Below are 16887 nucleotides of genomic sequence, written 5' to 3' on the forward strand. Positions count from 1 at the left end.
AACCGGCATGACCTTTACCCCCCACGGCAAGCATCTGATCGCAGGCGACTGGATCGCCGGCGAGACGCAGTTTTCCTCCGTCCCCGCCCATGGGCCCGCGCATCGCTATGCCTCGGGCACGCCCGATCTGGTGGACCGGGCCTGCCGCGCCGCCGAACGCGCCTTTGCGACCTTCGGCTGGACCAGCCGCGAGGATCGCGCGGCGCTGCTCGACGCCATCGCCGAGGAAATCGAGGCGCGGGCGGAACCGCTGACCGAAATCGCGATGCAGGAAACCGGCCTGCCCGAGGCGCGCCTGCAGGGGGAACGGGGCCGCACGACGGGACAGTTGCGCCTCTTTGCCGCGCATATCCGCAAGGGCGATTATCTCGACCGCCGCCATGATGTGGCCCTGCCAGACCGTCAGCCCCTGCCGCGCCCCGACCTGCGCGTGATCCAGCGGCCCATCGGCCCGGTGGCGGTCTTTGGCGCCTCGAACTTCCCGCTGGCGTTCTCTGTGGCGGGCGGGGATACGGCATCGGCGCTGGCTGCGGGCTGCCCGGTCGTGGTCAAGGGCCATCCCGCCCATCCCGGCACAAGCGAGGTGGTGGCCGAGGCGATCCATGCCGCGATCACCCGCTGCGACATGCCCGGCGGGATATTTTCCATGATCCATGGCGACGGGCATGAAACCGGCGCGGCGCTGGTGCAGCATCCTCTGATCCGGGCGGTGGGCTTTACCGGCAGCCTGCGCGGGGGGCGCGCGCTATTCGATCTTTGCGCGGCGCGTCCCGAACCGATCCCGTTCTTCGGCGAGCTGGGCAGCGTCAACCCGAACTTCATCCTGCCCGTGGCGCTGGACGCACGCGCGGATGCGTTGGCGCAGGGATGGGCGGGCAGCCTCACGATGGGCGCGGGGCAGTTCTGTACCAACCCCGGCGTCGTCATCCTGCCCGCGGGCGAGGGGGCCGAACGTTTCACGGCTGCCGCGACCGACGCGCTGAAAGGGGCCGCGGAACAGGTGATGCTGACCGACGGCATCGCGAGCGCCTATCGCCAGGGCGCGGCGCGGCTCGCCGAAAGCGCCGTCCCGGTTCTGGAGGAGCCCGGCATGGGCCGCAGCGCCCGACCGACGCTTTATCGCAGCACCGCCGAGGATTTCCTGCGCGATCACACCCTGGGCGAAGAGGTGTTCGGCCCCCTCGGCCTGATCGTGACCGCGCGCGACGACGACCAGATGCAGGAGCTTGCCGAGGCGCTGGAGGGCCAGCTGACCGTCACGCTTCACATGGACGAGGGCGATACCGAAGCGGCGCGCCGCCTGATGCCGGTGCTGGAACGCAAGGCGGGCCGCGTCCTTGCCAATGGCTGGCCGACCGGGGTCGAGGTGGCGGATGCGATGGTCCATGGCGGGCCCTATCCCGCATCGACCAATTTCGGCGCGACCAGCGTCGGCACCCTTTCGATCCGGCGCTTTCTGCGCCCGGTCTGTTACCAGAATATCCCCGAGGCGCTGTTGCCCGAGGATTTGCGCGGCTGAGGAGGCCGCGCCGAGTGCCCGCCGGTTCGCCGGCATGAACCCCAGGGAGGGAACGATGACCAGAAAGATATTGCTTGCGAGTGCTGCCGCCTTGGCGCTGGGCTCGGGGGCCGCTATGGCGCAGGACCGGGTGATCGGCTTTTCGCAGATCGGCTCGGAATCCGGCTGGCGCGCCGCTGAAACCACGCTGACGCGGATGCAGGCCGAAGAGCGTGGCTATGACCTGCGCTTTTCCGACGCGCAGCAGCGGCAGGAAAACCAGATCGCGGCGATCCGGTCCTTCGTGGCGCAGGGCGTCGATGCGATCCTGCTGGCGCCGGTCGTGGCCACGGGCTGGGATTCCGTCCTGCAAGAGGCGCATGAGGCCGAGATCCCCGTCGTCCTGCTGGACCGGATGGTGGACAGCGATCCGTCGCTTTACCTGACGGCTGTCGGTTCGGACCTGGTGCACGAAGGCGAGGTCGCAGGCCAGTGGCTGGTCGATGAGGTCGCGGGCGAGGAATGCCGCGTGGTCGAACTGCAGGGCACCACCGGGTCGAGCCCGGCCATTGACCGCAAGACCGGGTTCGAGCAGGCCATCGCCGGCCATGACAACATCCAGATCGTGCGCAGCCAGACCGGCGACTTTACCCGGGCGCTCGGCAAGGAAGTGATGGAGAGCTTCATCCAGGCGGAAAACGGCGGCCGCGACATCTGCGCCCTCTATGCCCATAACGATGACATGGCGGTCGGCGCGATCCAGGCCATCAAGGAGGCCGGGCTGACGCCGGGCGAGGATATCCTGATCGTGTCGATCGACGCGGTGCCGGACATCTTTGCCGCGATGGCCGCCGGTGAGGCGAACGCGACGGTGGAGCTGACCCCGAACATGGCCGGACCCGCCTTTGACGCGCTGGAGGCCTTCTGGGCCGATGGCACCGAGCCTGAAAAGTTCATCCAGACGGAATCGCGGCTTTACACGCAGGCCGACGACCCGGCAGGTGAATATGAAGCCCGCAAGGATCTGGGCTACTGACACCGGCGCGCGGGGCCGCCCCATGGCCCCGCGCGACCTTCCGGAAGGATGACCATGCTTCTTTCGATCACATCGCTTTCCAAATCCTTTCCGGGCACCCGCGCACTGGACGCGGTGAATTTCGACCTGCGCGCGGGCGAGGTTCACGCCCTTCTGGGCGAGAACGGCGCGGGCAAATCGACGCTGATCAAATGCCTGACCGGCGCCTATCGCCGCGACGCGGGCGTGATCGCGCTGAACGGCACCCCCATCGACCCGCAATCGACGGTCGAGGCGCAGGATCTCGGCATCGGCACCGTCTACCAGGAGGTGAACCTGCTGCCGAACCTGACCGTGGCACAGAACCTTCTGTTCGGGCGCGAACCGCGCCGTCTGGGCCTGATCAATACGCGCGCCATGCGGGCCGAGGCGCGCGCGATGCTGCAGCGCTACGGTCTCGATATCGACGTGGACCGCGATCTGGGCAGCTATTCGGTGGCGATCCAGCAGATCGTGGCCATCGCCCGGGCGGTGGCGCTCTCGGGCAAGGTTCTGATCCTCGATGAACCGACTGCCAGCCTCGATGCGCGTGAGGTGCAGATGGCGTTCGAGGTGGTCCGTGGCCTGCGGGCACAGGGGCTGGGGATCGTCTTTGTCTCCCATTTCCTCGACCAGGTTTTCGAACTCAGCGACCGGATCACCGTGCTGCGGAACGGGCGGCACATCGTTACCGCCGACACGGCCGCGCTGGACCGGGTCCGGCTGATCGAACATATGCTTGGCCGCGCGCTGGAGGATGCGGTGACGGGTCATGGCCCGGGTCATGGTGGGGGCAGCGCCCGGCCCGGTGAACGTCCCCCGATGCTCAGCTTCAGGGGGATGGGACGGCGCGGGGTGATCGAACCCTTCGACCTCTCGGTCGCGCAGGGCGAGGTCGTGGGGCTGGCCGGGCTTTTGGGCTCGGGACGGACCGAAACGGCAGAACTGCTGTTCGGCGTGCGCAGCGCCCATGGCGGCACTGCGCAGGACCGGGCGGGGCCGATCGACATCTCGAACCCGCGCGCGGCCATCGCGACCGGGTTCGGCTTTGCGCCCGAGGATCGCAAGACCGACGGCATCGTGGCGGATCTTTCCATCCGGGAAAACATCGTGCTGGGGCTTCAGGCACGGCGCGGCTGGATGCGCCCGATCCCGCGGGGCGAGCAGAACCGGCTGGCGGACGATTATATCAGGCGGCTCGACATCCGCACCTCGGGCCGCGAAAAGCGGATCGGAGAGCTTTCGGGCGGCAACCAGCAAAAGGTCATTCTGGCGCGCTGGCTGGCCATGAACCCGCGCTTTCTGATCCTTGACGAACCGACGCGCGGCATCGATGTGGGCGCCCATGCCGAGATCCTGCGCCTGATCCGCGAACTGGTCGGCAGCGGCATGTCGCTTTTGGTGATATCGTCCGAGATCGACGAGCTGATCGCGGTCAGCGACCGGGTGATCGTGCTGCGCGACCGTCAGCATGTGGCCGAACTGGAGGGCGAGCGGATCAGCGGCGAGACGATCATGCGCGCCATCGCCGACACCACCGAGAGGAGGATCTGATGCAGGCGACCCTATTGCGCATAGCACCGCAACTGATCGCGCTTGCCGCGCTGATCGCGTTGATAAGCCTGTTCTACCCGGCCTTTCTGAACGTGAACTATCAGGGCGGACGGCTGATCGGCGCGCCGATCGACGTGCTCAAGCGCGGGGCGCCGGTCGCGCTTCTGGCGGTGGGCATGACGCTGGTAATCGCGACGCGGGGCATCGACCTGTCGGTCGGCACGATCATGGCGATCAGCGGGGCGGTCGCCGCCTCGGCGCTGACCGGCGGGTCGGGGATGTGGGCGGCGCTGGCGCTCGGCCTCGGGGCCGGGGCGCTGGCGGGGCTCTGGAACGGGACGCTCGTCGCGGTCGTGGGCATCCAGCCCTTTGTGGCGACGCTGATCCTGATGACGATGGGGCGGGGCGTCGCGCAGCTGATCACCGACGGGCGCATCCTGACCTTCAACGATCCGGGCTTTTCCTGGATCGGGTCGGGCGTCTTGCTGGGGCTGCCCGTCCCGGTCTGGATCTGGGTGGCGACGGCGCTGGCGGTCACGATCCTGATGCGGCGCACGGCGCTGGGGCTTCTGGTCGAATCCATCGGGATCAACCGCCGGGCGTCTGCCCTTGCCGGGGTGAATGCAAAGGTGCTGCTGATCGCGGTCTACATGGCGTCGGGCCTTTGCGCGGCGCTGGCGGGGATGATCGTCGCGGCCGACATCCGCGGGGCGGATGCGAACAACGCGGGCCTGTGGCTGGAGCTTGACGCGATCCTCGCGGTGGTGATCGGCGGCAATTCGTTGCTGGGGGGCCGGTTTTCCATCGCGGCTTCGGTGATCGGGGCGCTGATCATCGCGACGATCACCATCGGTATCCGGCTGATCGGCTTCCCCTCGGAATACAACCTCATCATCAAGGCGGTTCTGGTGCTTGTGATCCTTGTCCTTCAATCCCCCCGGATCGCGGCCGAATGGCATTTCTGGCGGGCCGAGATCGCCCGGCGGAGGGCAGAGGCATGAATACCCGCGCGCTGCCGCTTTATGTCACCATCGCGATCTTCCTGCTGGCCTGGGTGATCTGCTGGATGCAGTTCCCGGCGATGCTGTCGACCCGCGTGATCGGAAACCTGCTGACCGACAACGCCTATCTGGGGATCGTCGCGGTCGGCATGACGCTGGTGATCCTCTCGGGGGGTATCGACCTCTCGGTCGGCTCGGTCATCGCCTTTTCGGGGGTTTTCATCGCGGTGATGCTGCGCGACACGGGGCTGCACCCGCTGGTCGTCTTTGCCATGCTGCTGGTCATATCGACCACCTTCGGCGGCGCGATGGGTTTCCTGATCGACCGGCTGGCGATGCCCGCCTTCATCGTGACCTTGGCGGGGATGTTTCTGGCGCGGGGTGCGGCCTATCTCCTGTCGATCGATTCCATCCCGATCCAGCATCCGTTCTTCCAGTCGTTGCAAAGCACCTACTGGCTGCTTCCGGGGCGCGGGCGGCTGACGCTGATCGGGATCGTGATGCTGGCGGTCTTTGCCCTGGGCATGATCATCGCGCACAAGACCCGGTTCGGCACCAGCGTCTACGCCCTTGGCGGGGGTGAGGCGACGGCGCGGCTGATGGGGGTGCGGCAGGGCCGGACGACGGTGCTTGTCTATGCGTTCTCGGGTGCGATGGCGGGGCTGTCGGGGATCGTCTTTGCGGTCTACACAGGCTCGGGCTATTCGCTGGCGACGGTGGGCACGGAACTGACCGCCATCGCGGCGGTGGTGATCGGGGGCACGCTGTTGACCGGGGGCGCGGGCTACATGTTCGGCACGCTGGTCGGCGTGTTGACCATGGGCCTGATCCAGACCTACATCGTCTTTGACGGAACCCTTTCAAGCTGGTGGACAAGGATCGTGATCGGCATTCTGCTGCTCTCCTTCATTCTGCTTCAGAAACTGCTTCTGAAACTGTCGCAGGCGCGGCTTGGGGCGGCTGGATGACTGCGTTCGATCCCCGCCCCTGCGCCCTGGGCGAAGGCGCGTTCTGGCACCCGGCGCGGCAGCAGTTCTTCTGGTTCGACATCCTCGGGCGGCGCCTTTTGTCGCGTCGCGGGGAGGAGGCGCTGGAATGGCGGTTCAACCGCATGGCCTCGGCCGCGGGCTGGATCGACGCGGACCGGCTGTTGATCGCGACGGAAACGGGTCTCGCCATCCTCGATCTGGAGGGGGGCGGGTTGTCCGACCATGTCGCGGTCGAGGAGGACCAGCCCGAAACCCGGTCGAACGATGGCCGGGCCGACCGGCTGGGCGGCTTCTGGTTCGGCACGATGGGCAAGGGGGCCGAGGACGGGGCCGGCGCGATCTATCGCTATTGGCGGGGTACGGTCCATTGCCTCTTTTCCGCCGTCTCCATTCCAAACGCGATCACCTTCAGCCCGGACGGGCGGATCGCGCATTTCGCCGATACGGCCGAAGGGCTGGTCTGGACGCAAGCACTGGATGCCGAAGGCTGGCCCGAGGGGCCGCGGCAGGTCTTTCTCGATCTCCGTGCCGAGGGGCTGAACCCCGACGGTGCCGTCATCGACGCCGAAGGCGGGTTCTGGTGCGCCAAGTACGGCGCGGGGGCGGTGATGCGTTACGACACGGCGGGGCGATGCACCCACCGTCTGCCGGTGCCGGGGCTGCAATCGACCTGCCCGGCCTTTGGCGGTGCGGATCTGGCCGAGATGATCGTGACGACTGCTTATCACGGCGGGCCCGACGATGCGGCGCAGGGTCGTACCTATCACTTGCGGCCCGGGATGCGCGGGCTGCCCGAGCCAAGGGTGATCCTGTGATCCGCCATTTCGACACATTGCCCGACGGGCGCGAGGTTCTGGCCGTGGATCTGGCCGGGCCGCAACTGCGGGCCACCGTGCTGACGCTGGGCGCGACGGTGCAGGACCTGCGTCTGGACGGTGTGGACCATCCGCTGGTCCTGCGCCTGCCGACATCCCGCGCCTATCTGGAGGAAGGGCTCTATGTCGGCGCCATCGTGGGCCGTTTCGCCAACCGGATCGGCAACGCCCGGTTCGAACTTGACGGCCGCACCCATGAGGTCGATCCGAATTTCCTGGGCCGGCATCTCTTGCATGGCGGCAGCGATGGCATCCATGCCCATCTGTGGCAGATCGCCGACGTCCAGCCGGCGCAGGTCACGATGACGCTCGACCTCGGGGACGGGCATATGGGCTTTCCGGGGGCGCTGCGGATCACCGCCACGCTGGGCGTTTCGGGCGATGCGCTGGATGTGGACCTGCGCGCGGTGGCCGAGGCGGCAACGCCCTGCAACCTGGCCCATCACGGCTATTTCGACCTGGATGGCGCAGGCGATATCCGCGGGCATGAACTGTGGATCGCGGCGGATCACTACGTCCCCGTCGACGCGGACCTGATCCCGACCGGAGAGATCGCGCCGGTCGAGGGGACACCCTTCGATTTCCGGACCATGCGGCCGATCGGGGATGCGGGCTATGACCACAACCTCTGCCTGTCGCCCACCCGACAAGAGATGCGGCATGTCGCGACGCTGAAGGGTCGCAACGGTCTGCGGATGGAGATCGAGACGACCGAGCCCGGCCTTCAGGTCTATGACGGGGCGATGTTCGGCAGGCTCGTCGTCGCTGACGGTCAGGTGCGCGGTCCCTATGCCGGGGTGGCGCTGGAAACGCAGGGCTGGCCGGACGCGCCGAACCAGCCCGGCTTTCCCGATGCGATCCTGCGGCCGGGGCAGGAATACCGCGCCCTGACCGCCTATCGCCTCGTCCGGCCGTGAGCTCGACGGAAATTTCGCCCAGCCCCCAGGATCAAAGCGTCGCGAGAAACGCGTCGATCCCCGCCTGCGCCACGTCGCGATCCTGCGCGGGCGTGCCAGAGCTTACGCCGATGCCGCCCACGACCTCAGCCGCCACGATGACCGGCAGGCCACCGCCCACCACCATCAGCCGGCCCTGGATCGCCGAGGCGATGCCATAGGCGGGCGCGCCGGGCTGGCTCGATTCCCCGTATTCATGGGTCGCCTTCTTTGCGGCGGCGGCGGTAAAGGCCTTGTCGATCGCGATGGTCGCGGATGTGACCTTGCCGCCGTCCATCCGCTCGAAGGCGATCAACTGGCCGCTCTCGTCGGTGATGGCGATGCACATGGGAACGCCGATCTCTGCGGCCCGGGCGCGGGCGCCCTGCAGCAGGATACGGGCGTCGTTCAGGTCCAGCCTGCGAATGGTCAGCATGATTTCAACTCCCGGCGGCGGCGATGCAGGATCGGTTCGGTATAGCCCGAGGGCTGGTTGATCCCCTCGAAGATCAGGTCGCGCGCCGCCTGAAAGGCGACCGAGCGGTCGTAATCGGCGGCCATGGCCCGATAGGCCGGGTCGCCCGCATTCTGCCGGTCCACCGCGACCGCCATCCGGCGGAGCGAGGCCTCGACCTCTTCGCGTGTCGTGATCCCGTGCAGCAGCCAGTTCGCGAGATACTGGGACGAAATCCGCAGGGTCGCGCGATCTTCCATCAGGGCCACGTCGTTGATGTCGGGGACCTTGGAACAGCCGACGCCCTGATCGACCCAGCGCACCACATAGCCAAGGATCGACTGGCAGCTGTTGTCGATTTCGCGGCGCACCTCTTCGTCGGACAGGTTCCGCCCGCGCAGGATCGGCGGCGACAGAAGATCGTCGAGCCCCGCCCGTTCGCGCGTCGCAAGTTCCGCCTGACGGGCGGCCACATCGACTTCATGATAATGGGTCGCGTGCAGCGTCGCCGCGGTGGGCGAGGGCACCCAGGCGGTGTTCGCGCCCGCAAGCGGATGGTTCTGCTTGGTGGCCAGCATCTCGGCCATGGCGTCCGGTTTCGCCCACATGCCCTTGCCGATCTGTCCGTGGCCGCGCAGCCCGGTTGCCAGACCCGCATCCACGTTTCCGTTTTCATAGGCGGCCAGCCACAGGGCGTCCTTCATCTCGCCCTTCGGGATGACCGGGCCGGCCTGCATCGAGGTATGGATCTCATCCCCCGTGCGGTCGAGGAAGCCGGTATTGATGAAGACGAGCCGGTCCTTCACCGCGCGGATACATTCGCGCAGATTGGCCGAGGTGCGCCGTTCCTCATCCATCACGCCGATCTTGAGCGTGTGGCGCGGCAGGCCGAGGATATCCTCGACCCGGTCAAAGAGCGTATTGGCAAAGGCGACCTCTTCCGGCCCGTGCATCTTGGGCTTGACGATATAGACCGAGCCCGCGCGCGAATTGCGCAACCCGTCCGTTTTCGCGAGATCATGCATCGCCGCGGCCGAGGTCACGAGCGCGTCGAGGAACCCTTCGGGCGTTTCCTCTCCGTCCAGCAGCACGGCGTCGGTGGTCATCAGATGGCCGACATTGCGCACCAGCAACAGCGCGCGGCCCGGCAGGGTCAGCGTGCCGTCGCGGGTCCGACAGGTGCGATCGGGGTTCAGGCGGCGGGTCATCACCTGTCCGCCCTTTTCAAAGCTCTCTTCCAGATCGCCCTTCATCAGGCCAAGCCAGTTCGCGTAGACCGCCACCTTGTCCTCGGCATCGACCGCGGCGACGCTGTCCTCGCAATCCTGGATGGCGGTCAGCGCGCTTTCAAGCACGACATCCCGCAGGCCAGCCGGATGGGCGCGGCCCACCGGGTGCTGCGGGTCGATCACCAGTTCGACATGCAGCCCGTTATGGCGCAAAAGGAAGCTGTTGTCGGTCCAGCCGACAAAGGCCGCCGGGTCCTTCAGCCCGGTGGACTGTCCCCCCACCTCGGCGTGAAAGACGCCATCTTCCTGCCAGTAGCGCGTCACATCCTGGTGGCTGCCCGAGGCAAGCGGAAGGGCGCGGTCAAGGAAATCCGCGGCCCATGCGACGGCCTGCGCCCCCCGTGCCGCGTCATAGCCTGCGCCCGAAGGCTTGCCCGGCAGCGCGTCGGTTCCGTAAAGCGCATCGTAAAGCGAGCCCCAGCGCGCATTCGCGGCATTGAGCGCAAAGCGCGCGTTCATCACCGGAACGACCAGCTGCGGCCCGGCGATCTGCGCGATTTCGGGATCGACATTCGCTGTCGTGACCTCGAAATCCGGGCCTTCGGGCTGAAGATAGCCGATCTCGGTCAGAAAGGCGCGGTAGGCTTCGGGGTCGTGATCCTGCCCGCGCCGCGCCTGCCACCAGCCGTCGATCTGGCGCTGCAGGTCCGCCCGTTTCTGCAACAGGGCGCGGTTCTGGGGCCAGAGATCCCGCAAAAGCGCCGCATAGCCCGCCCAGAAGGCCTCGGCCGCGACCGGAAGGCCCGGCAGCACCCGGTCCTCGATCAGCCGGGCAAGGGGGGCTGCGACCTGCAACCCGGAACGATCCACATAGGTCATTGCCATCCTCCGCATGTCATTCCTGTTCCATCTAGCGCATCGGCGGCGAAAGTGGCACGGATGGCTGCATGGTTTTCCACGATGCGGAAAAGGTCATGGCCAATCCCGACAGCGGCGTCCAGTCCGTCAGCCGCGCGCTGACGCTGCTCGAACTCCTGGGACAAGAGGAAGAGGGCCTGCGGCTCAGCGATCTTGCGCGGGCGGCGGGACTGGCCCTGTCCACCACCCATCGGTTGCTGACGACGCTGGAACTGCGCGGCTTTGCGCATTTCGACGGGCAGGGGGCGCGGTGGCATGTGGGCCGGCAGGCATTCGCCACCGGATCGGCCTATCTGCGGCGGCGGCATTTCACCTCGCCCGCGCTGCCGGTCCTGCGCCGCCTGCGCGACCAGACGCGCGAGACGGCCAATCTCGGCATCCTTGACGGGGCCGAGGTCGTGACCCTGCATCAGGCGGAAAGCCGGGAAATCGTGCGTGCCATCTCGCCGGTGGGGGGGCGGGCGCCGTGGCATGCCTCGGGGATGGGCAAGGCGATCGTCGCTGTCTGGCCCGATGACCAGATCGGGGCGATGGCCGCGCGCCACGGCCTGCGGCCGCTCACGCCGCGCAGCCTGACGACGCCAGACGGCCTGTGGGCGGAAATCGCGGTCATCCGGCACAGGGGCTATGCCGTGGATGATGAGGAATTCGTGCCGGGCCTGCGTTGCGTTGCCGCCGTGGTCTGGTCGCCCTCGGGCGAACCGGCCTGCGCGATCTCGGTCTCGGCCCATGCGGGGCGGTTGACCCGGCAGCGCGTCGCGGCCGTGGGCTCGATCGTGGTCGCGGCCGCCGATGCCCTGACCCGCAGCCTGGGCGGGAGGCGTCCCGATCAGGCATTGCCCTGAAAGGGCCAGGCGTCCCCCTGAAAGGGCCAAGCGTTGCCCTAGACAGTCTGTGACATCGCCTCGATCCGGCGGCGCTGGTCCTGCATCTCCAGAAAGACCGCGTAGTCGCGGGCGATAGCGGGGGCGCCCGATGGGTCGGGCCTGTGCAGAACGGTTTCGGCCCGCATCGCGGCTGCGGCGCTGCGCAGGTCGGGATGGATGCCCGCAGCCGTCATGGCGCAGATCGCCCCGCCCAAAAGCATGGCATTCGGCGCGGCTGACCGGTGCACCTCGCACCCTGTCGCGGTCGCATAAAGATCGGCGAGCATCGGGCTGCGCGCCTGCCCGCCCACCAGAAAAAGCCGCGAGACCGCCGTTCCATGCGCCGCGAAATGGTCCAGAACCTGTCTCAGCCCAAGGGCGAGCGACAGCGCCGCGCGCCAGTAGACCCGGCAGAGACCGTCAAAGCCCTGATCCATGCCCAGCCCGCTGAGAACCCCGAGCGCGGAGGGATCGCCCTGCGGCGACCGGTTGCCCTGAAAATCCGGCAGCACATGCAACCGGTGGCCAAGGTTCCAGCCCTCTTCCGCGCGCAGCTTGGCGATCCGGCGCATGACCGAGGCGTGAAGCGCCGCCGTCGGCTCGGCCCCCGTCCAGAGGCGGCAAAGGTGGTTCAGAAGCCCGCCCGAGGCGCTTTGCCCGGCCTCGCGCATCCAGAGGTCCGGCAGCGCTACGTCCGGAAAGGGGCCCCAGACGCCCCGCATGGGCCGGGGGTCAGGCGCAAAATGCATGATGCAGCCCGAGGTCCCGGCGACCAGCGCGGCAGACCCCTGCAAGCCCGCGTCGTCAAGTCCCCCAAGTGCTGCGAGCGCGCCCGCATGGGCATCTATCATCCCGGTGGCGACGGGCAGGCCGGGGGCAAGGCCCAGTTCCATCGCCGCCGCATCCGTCAGGCGCCCGGCAACGCCCCCGACCGGCAGCGGCGGGTCCGGGATGCCCGTCTGCCGGGGCAGGTCGACAAGCCCGGTCGCAGCCAGAAACGGCGCGCTGAAGCCGCCCTCTGCCGGCAGGTAGCCCCATTTGCAGGTGAGCGTGCAATGCGACCGCGCGGCATTCCCCGTCGCCCGCCATGTCAGGAAATCGGCAAGGTCAAAGGCGTATCCAAGCCGGCCCCACAGGTCGGGCCGTTGACGGCAAAGCCACATCAGCTTGGGCGGCTGCATTTCGGGTGACATGCTGCCGCCAAGATGGTCCAGAACCGGCCCGGTCAGCGCGCTGCATTCGGCGGCCTCGGCGGCGGCACGGTGATCGTGCCAGGCCAGCGTGTCGCGCAGGGGGGCCGAGAGGCCCAGCGGTCGCCCCGCGCGGTCCCGCAGCACGAGCGAACAGGTCGCGTCGAACCCCAGCGCGGCAATGTCGCCGGGGGCGGCTCCGGCGGCAAGGCGGGCCTCGGTCAGGGCACGGCAGAGGGTGAACCAGATTTCCTCGCTGTCCTGTTCCGCACCGGCCTGTTCCGCACCGGCCTGTTCGGGAAAGACGGTGGAGATCGGCGCCTCGGCCAGCCCATGCAACTGGCCTGCCGCATCAATGACCGCCGCGCGGACGCTTGCCGTTCCCACATCGACCGCCGCGACAAGGGGGGTCATTCAGCGCGGTCCGGCGTCCAGCAGGTCGGGCAGGTCATCCATCTCCTCCAGAATATGGTCGGGGTTGAGGGCGCCAAGCGTCGTCCGAAGGCCGGCCGCAGCGGCATGACCCCCGCCCACGAAACCCACCGCCCGCATCCCCGCCGCCTGCGCCGCGACAAGGCCCGCCGGGCTGTCCTCGATCACGAGGCAATCCGGCGGCGCCGCGCCCATCGCCGCGGCCGCGTGCAGAAAGAGATCGGGGGCCGGTTTGCCACGCTCTACCATCGTCGCACTGAACATCCTGCCCTCAAAATACGGCGAGAGGCGGGTCAACTCAAGGCTGAGCCGGATGCGTTCCGGCTGGCTGGACGAGGCGACGCAGAAGGGCAGGCGCAGACCGGCCAGAACGCCCGCGATCCCGGGGACCGGGCGCAGGTCCTTGCGGAACGCGGCATAAAGCCGTTCGCGCATCCCATCCAGATGCCGGGGGCCAAGGGCGAGGCCGAACTCCTGATCGAGGATGGCGATCGTGCTGGCAAGGCTCCGCCCCAGAAACCGCGTGTAGCCCAGGGCGGGGTCGAGCGTCAGCCCGGCCTCGCACAGGGTTTCGAGGAGCACCCGCATTGCGATCGGTTCGCTGTCGACCAGAACCCCGTCGCAGTCAAAGATCACAAGCGCGGGCCGCGCCATCAAAGCGTGCCGTCAAGGTACCGGCGCAACACGGCCTCGGTCCCCGCCTCGGTCAGGGCGTGGCGGGCGTGGGCAAAGGCCGTGCGGAACGCAGGGTCATCGGCGGTCGCCCCGTAGACGTCGCGCATGTCGAGCCAGGCGGCGGGATCATCGACGGCCCGGCGGGCCTGCGCCTGCAGGCGGTCCCAGGCGGGATCGTTCGGCGCGATTTCGGCGCCGCTGTCGGTCAGCCCGAGGCAATAGCGGCACCAGAGCGCGGATTCGAGCGCGAGGCCCTGGACCGGCAGCCCCTGTGCAAGACGATCGGCGATTGTCGGGACGATGAACTTGGGCTGCCGGTTCGACCCGTCGAGGCAGAGCCGGCGCACCGTGTCCCCGATGGCGGGATTGGCGAACCTCCCCTCGATCAGCGCCACATAGTCGTGCAGGTCGACACCGGGAACCGGCGGCACCACGGGCAGGATCTCTTCGCGTTCCAGCCTGGCGAGGAAGGCCGCGATCAGCGGGTTCTGCATCGCCTCATGAACGAAGTGGATATCCATCAGCCCGGCGGGATAGGCGATGATCGCATGGCCGCCGTTGAGGATGCGGATCTTCATGTTCTCGAAGGGCGTGACGTCGTCCACGAACGTCACCCCCGCCTGTTCGAGCGGCGGCCGCCCGGCGGGAAAGTGATCTTCCAGCACCCACTGGATGTAGTCTTCGCAAAAGACCGGCCATGCGTCATCGATGCCGAACTGGCTGCGGCAGATCCCCCGCTCCCGGTCGTTCGTCACCGTGGCGATGCGGTCCACCATCCCGTTCGGGAAGGCGACGTTGCCCGTCACCCAATCCGCAAGTGCGGGATCGGAAAGCCGTGCAAGACCGGCAACGGCATTGCGCGTGACGACGCCGTTATGGGGAACGTTGTCACAGCTCAGCACCGTGAAGGGCACGAGGCCCGCGTCACGCCTGCGGCGCAGCGCGGCAAGGATCAGGCCAAAGGCTGTCCGGGGCTGGTCGGGGGTGGCCGCATCCGCCCTGATCGCCGGATGCGCGGCATCGAACGCCCCGGTCGCCGGGTCGATGAAATAACCTCCCTCGGTTACGGTGAGCGAGACGATCCGCACCGCCGGATCGGCCATTGCCGCCAGAATGCCGGCCCGGTCCCCGGGGGCGATGAAATCGACCATCACCCCGGTGACACGCGCCTGCGCCTCTTCGGCGGTCTGTTCGACGACGGTGCTCAGCCAGTCCTGGGGTTCCAGCGCGGCGCGCATCCGTGCATCGTGATCGGTGACGCCGGTGCCGATGATCGCCCAGTCCCGCGCCAGCCCCTGGTTCATCAGCCGGTCGAGATAGACCGCCATATGCGCCCGATGGAAATTGCCGACGCCGATATGAACGATGCCGGCCCGCAGGTCGGCGCGCACATAGGACGGCAGGGCCGCGCCCGACAGATGCGGCAGCGCGGCGAGTGAAAGGGTCAGCTCATCCATTGGCCACCATCCACGTTGTAGGTTTGCGCCACGATATATTCGGCCTCATCCGACGCGAGGAAGATCGCCATGCCGGTCAGATCCTCCGCCCGGCCCATGCGGCCATAGGGGACCGAGGCGCCGACCTGCCGCTTTTTCTCGCCCAGCGGCAGGTTTTCATACCTGGCGAAAAGCGCATCCACCCCGTCCCAATGCGCCCCGTCGACCACACCGGGGGCGATGGCGTTGACGTTGATGCGATGCGCGATCAGGTTCAGCGCGGCGGATTGGGTCAGGCTGATGACGGCGGCCTTGGTCGCGCAATAGACGGCGACCAGCGGCTCGCCCCGGCGCCCGGCCTGGCTGGCCATGTTGATGATCCGCCCGCCCCGGCCCTGCGCGATCATCTGCCGCGCAGCCGCCTGCATCATGAAAAGCGTCCCCGAGACGTTGATGGCGAACAGCCGGTCATGGCTGTCGCGCGTGATGTCCACGATGGGGGCCGCGTCGAACACGGCCGCGTTGTTGATCAGGATATCGAGCCCGCCGGTCTGCGCCACGACACTTTCCATCGCCGCGTCGATCGACGCCTGTTGCGTCACATCGAGATGCACGGCATAGGCGCCGGGGCCGATTTCGGCCGCCGTCGCTTCCGCCCCCGCAAGGTCAATATCGGCGATGGCGACCGTCGCACCCTCGGCCACATAGGCGCGGGCAAAGGCCGCCCCGATGCCCCGGGCCGCGCCGGTGATCAGCGCCGATTTTCCGTCCAGTCGTTTCACAATGCCTGTCCTTCCCGGTCGAAGCGGTAGATCCGGTGCTCGGCCGGGGTCATCCAGACCTCGTCGCCGGGGCCAGCGCCGAATTCACCCGGCGCGCGGGCGGTGATCTGCCCCAGCCCCGGCACATCCACATGAAGGAACGTGTCCGAGCCGAGATGTTCGCCCACCACGACCTTGCCGCGCCAGAGCCCGCCCTCTCGGCTGACGGCCAGATGTTCGGGGCGCACCCCGATGGCGGCGGCGCCGTGGCGCGCCGCCTCTTCGCCCTCGATGAAGTTCATCCGGGGGCTGCCGATGAAGCCCGCGACAAAGCGGTTGGCGGGGCGGCTGTAAAGGTCGATGGGGCTGCCGACCTGTTCGATGCGGCCAGCGTTCAGCACGACGATCTTGTCGGCCATGGTCATCGCCTCGACCTGGTCATGGGTGACGTAGATCATCGTCGTGCGCAGCTTCTGGTGCAGTTCCGATATTTCGAGCCGCATGTTCACACGCAGCGCCGCGTCGAGGTTCGAGAGCGGCTCGTCAAAGAGAAAGGCCGCCGGTTCCCGCACGATCGCGCGGCCGATGGCGACCCGTTGCCGCTGGCCGCCCGACAGCGCGCCGGGGCGGCGGTCGAGGTAGTCCGTCAGGTTCAGGACGCGTGCGGCCTCCTGCACCTTTTGCTCGATCACGGCCTTGTCGGCCCCTGCCATCTTGAGCGGAAAGCCGATGTTCCGGCGCACGGTCATATGCGGATAAAGCGCGTAGGACTGGAACACCATCGCCAGCTTGCGCTGCGCGGGGCCGAGTTTCGTCGCCTCCTTGCCGTCGATCGTGATCTTGCCGCCGGACACGTCCTCAAGCCCGGCGATCAGCCGCAGCAGGGTGGATTTGCCGCAGCCCGAGGGGCCGACGAACACGACGAATTCGCCATCCTCGATGTCGAGGTCGAGGCCGGGGATGACCTCGGCGGCGCCGAAGGTCTTGCGAACGTTCCTGAGTTGGATCTGTCCCATTGGT

Annotated in this window: 15 protein-coding genes; 8 read left to right on the forward strand and 7 right to left on the reverse strand. The window is 67.8% G+C overall.

What is annotated here, in order from left to right; genetic code table 11:
* Nucleotides 1-7: 7 nt before the first annotated feature.
* The 7 genes from ACFSGJ_RS15755 to ACFSGJ_RS15785 are packed head-to-tail and all read left to right on the forward strand — an operon-like array spanning nucleotide 8 to nucleotide 7888.
* On the forward strand, nucleotides 8-1519 hold the full coding sequence (locus ACFSGJ_RS15755) for an aldehyde dehydrogenase (NADP(+)) (RefSeq protein WP_390263875.1): 1512 nt from the start codon (nucleotides 8-10) through the stop codon (nucleotides 1517-1519).
* A gap of 55 nt (nucleotides 1520-1574) precedes the next feature.
* Entirely contained in the window at nucleotides 1575-2534 is a 960-nt protein-coding gene (gene ytfQ / locus ACFSGJ_RS15760; protein ID WP_390263877.1) for a galactofuranose ABC transporter, galactofuranose-binding protein YtfQ, read from the forward strand.
* Nucleotides 2535-2588: 54 nt separating this feature from the next.
* Nucleotides 2589-4106, forward strand: a complete 1518-nt coding sequence (locus ACFSGJ_RS15765; protein ID WP_390263880.1) for a sugar ABC transporter ATP-binding protein — start codon at nucleotides 2589-2591, stop codon at nucleotides 4104-4106.
* Nucleotides 4106-5107 (forward strand): ABC transporter permease, encoded by a 1002-nt coding sequence (locus ACFSGJ_RS15770; RefSeq protein ID WP_390263883.1) that lies wholly within the window; start codon nucleotides 4106-4108, stop codon nucleotides 5105-5107. The genes ACFSGJ_RS15765 and ACFSGJ_RS15770 overlap by 1 nt, the downstream gene beginning before the upstream one ends.
* A complete protein-coding gene (gene yjfF / locus ACFSGJ_RS15775) occupies nucleotides 5104-6075 on the forward strand; it encodes a galactofuranose ABC transporter, permease protein YjfF (protein ID WP_390263886.1) in 972 nt (323 codons plus the stop codon). The genes ACFSGJ_RS15770 and yjfF overlap by 4 nt, the downstream gene beginning before the upstream one ends.
* On the forward strand, nucleotides 6072-6911 hold the full coding sequence (locus ACFSGJ_RS15780) for an SMP-30/gluconolactonase/LRE family protein (protein WP_390263889.1): 840 nt from the start codon (nucleotides 6072-6074) through the stop codon (nucleotides 6909-6911). Before yjfF ends, ACFSGJ_RS15780 begins: the two co-directional genes overlap by 4 nt.
* On the forward strand, nucleotides 6908-7888 hold the full coding sequence (locus tag ACFSGJ_RS15785) for an aldose epimerase family protein (protein WP_390263891.1): 981 nt from the start codon (nucleotides 6908-6910) through the stop codon (nucleotides 7886-7888). The genes ACFSGJ_RS15780 and ACFSGJ_RS15785 overlap by 4 nt, the downstream gene beginning before the upstream one ends.
* Before the next feature lie 31 nt (nucleotides 7889-7919).
* Here the strand turns inward: ACFSGJ_RS15785 and ACFSGJ_RS15790 are convergent, their stop codons facing one another.
* A complete protein-coding gene (locus ACFSGJ_RS15790) occupies nucleotides 7920-8342 on the reverse strand; it encodes a GlcG/HbpS family heme-binding protein (RefSeq protein WP_390263894.1) in 423 nt (140 codons plus the stop codon).
* Nucleotides 8336-10468 carry a malate synthase G gene (locus tag ACFSGJ_RS15795; RefSeq protein WP_390263897.1) on the reverse strand — a complete coding sequence of 711 codons (2133 nt, stop codon included), beginning with the start codon at nucleotides 10466-10468 and terminating at the stop codon, nucleotides 8336-8338. Before ACFSGJ_RS15795 ends, ACFSGJ_RS15790 begins: the two co-directional genes overlap by 7 nt.
* A 68-nt stretch (nucleotides 10469-10536) precedes the next feature.
* Here ACFSGJ_RS15795 and ACFSGJ_RS15800 point away from each other — a divergent pair, with 68 nt between their 5' ends.
* A complete protein-coding gene (locus ACFSGJ_RS15800; RefSeq protein ID WP_390263900.1) occupies nucleotides 10537-11352 on the forward strand; it encodes an IclR family transcriptional regulator in 816 nt (271 codons plus the stop codon).
* Nucleotides 11353-11390: 38 nt separating this feature from the next.
* Here the strand turns inward: ACFSGJ_RS15800 and ACFSGJ_RS15805 are convergent, their stop codons facing one another.
* The 5 genes from ACFSGJ_RS15805 to ACFSGJ_RS15825 are packed head-to-tail and all read right to left on the reverse strand — an operon-like array spanning nucleotide 11391 to nucleotide 16883.
* Nucleotides 11391-12977 carry an FGGY-family carbohydrate kinase gene (locus ACFSGJ_RS15805; RefSeq protein ID WP_390263903.1) on the reverse strand — a complete coding sequence of 529 codons (1587 nt, stop codon included), beginning with the start codon at nucleotides 12975-12977 and terminating at the stop codon, nucleotides 11391-11393.
* Nucleotides 12978-13649 (reverse strand): HAD family hydrolase, encoded by a 672-nt coding sequence (locus tag ACFSGJ_RS15810; RefSeq protein ID WP_390263907.1) that lies wholly within the window; start codon nucleotides 13647-13649, stop codon nucleotides 12978-12980. It abuts the gene before it with no gap.
* Nucleotides 13649-15127 carry a mannitol dehydrogenase family protein gene (locus tag ACFSGJ_RS15815; protein WP_390263910.1) on the reverse strand — a complete coding sequence of 493 codons (1479 nt, stop codon included), beginning with the start codon at nucleotides 15125-15127 and terminating at the stop codon, nucleotides 13649-13651. The genes ACFSGJ_RS15810 and ACFSGJ_RS15815 overlap by 1 nt, the downstream gene beginning before the upstream one ends.
* Nucleotides 15115-15888 carry an L-iditol 2-dehydrogenase gene (locus ACFSGJ_RS15820; RefSeq protein WP_390263913.1) on the reverse strand — a complete coding sequence of 258 codons (774 nt, stop codon included), beginning with the start codon at nucleotides 15886-15888 and terminating at the stop codon, nucleotides 15115-15117. The genes ACFSGJ_RS15815 and ACFSGJ_RS15820 overlap by 13 nt, the downstream gene beginning before the upstream one ends.
* Nucleotides 15885-16883: an ABC transporter ATP-binding protein gene (locus ACFSGJ_RS15825; RefSeq protein WP_390263916.1), complete on the reverse strand. Its 999-nt coding sequence runs from the start codon at nucleotides 16881-16883 to the stop codon at nucleotides 15885-15887. Before ACFSGJ_RS15825 ends, ACFSGJ_RS15820 begins: the two co-directional genes overlap by 4 nt.
* Nucleotides 16884-16887 lie beyond the last annotated feature (4 nt).

The sequence above is a fragment of the Halodurantibacterium flavum genome (assembly GCF_042681825.1).
In the GTDB taxonomy this organism is placed as follows: Bacteria; Pseudomonadota; Alphaproteobacteria; order Rhodobacterales; family Rhodobacteraceae; genus Halodurantibacterium; species Halodurantibacterium flavum.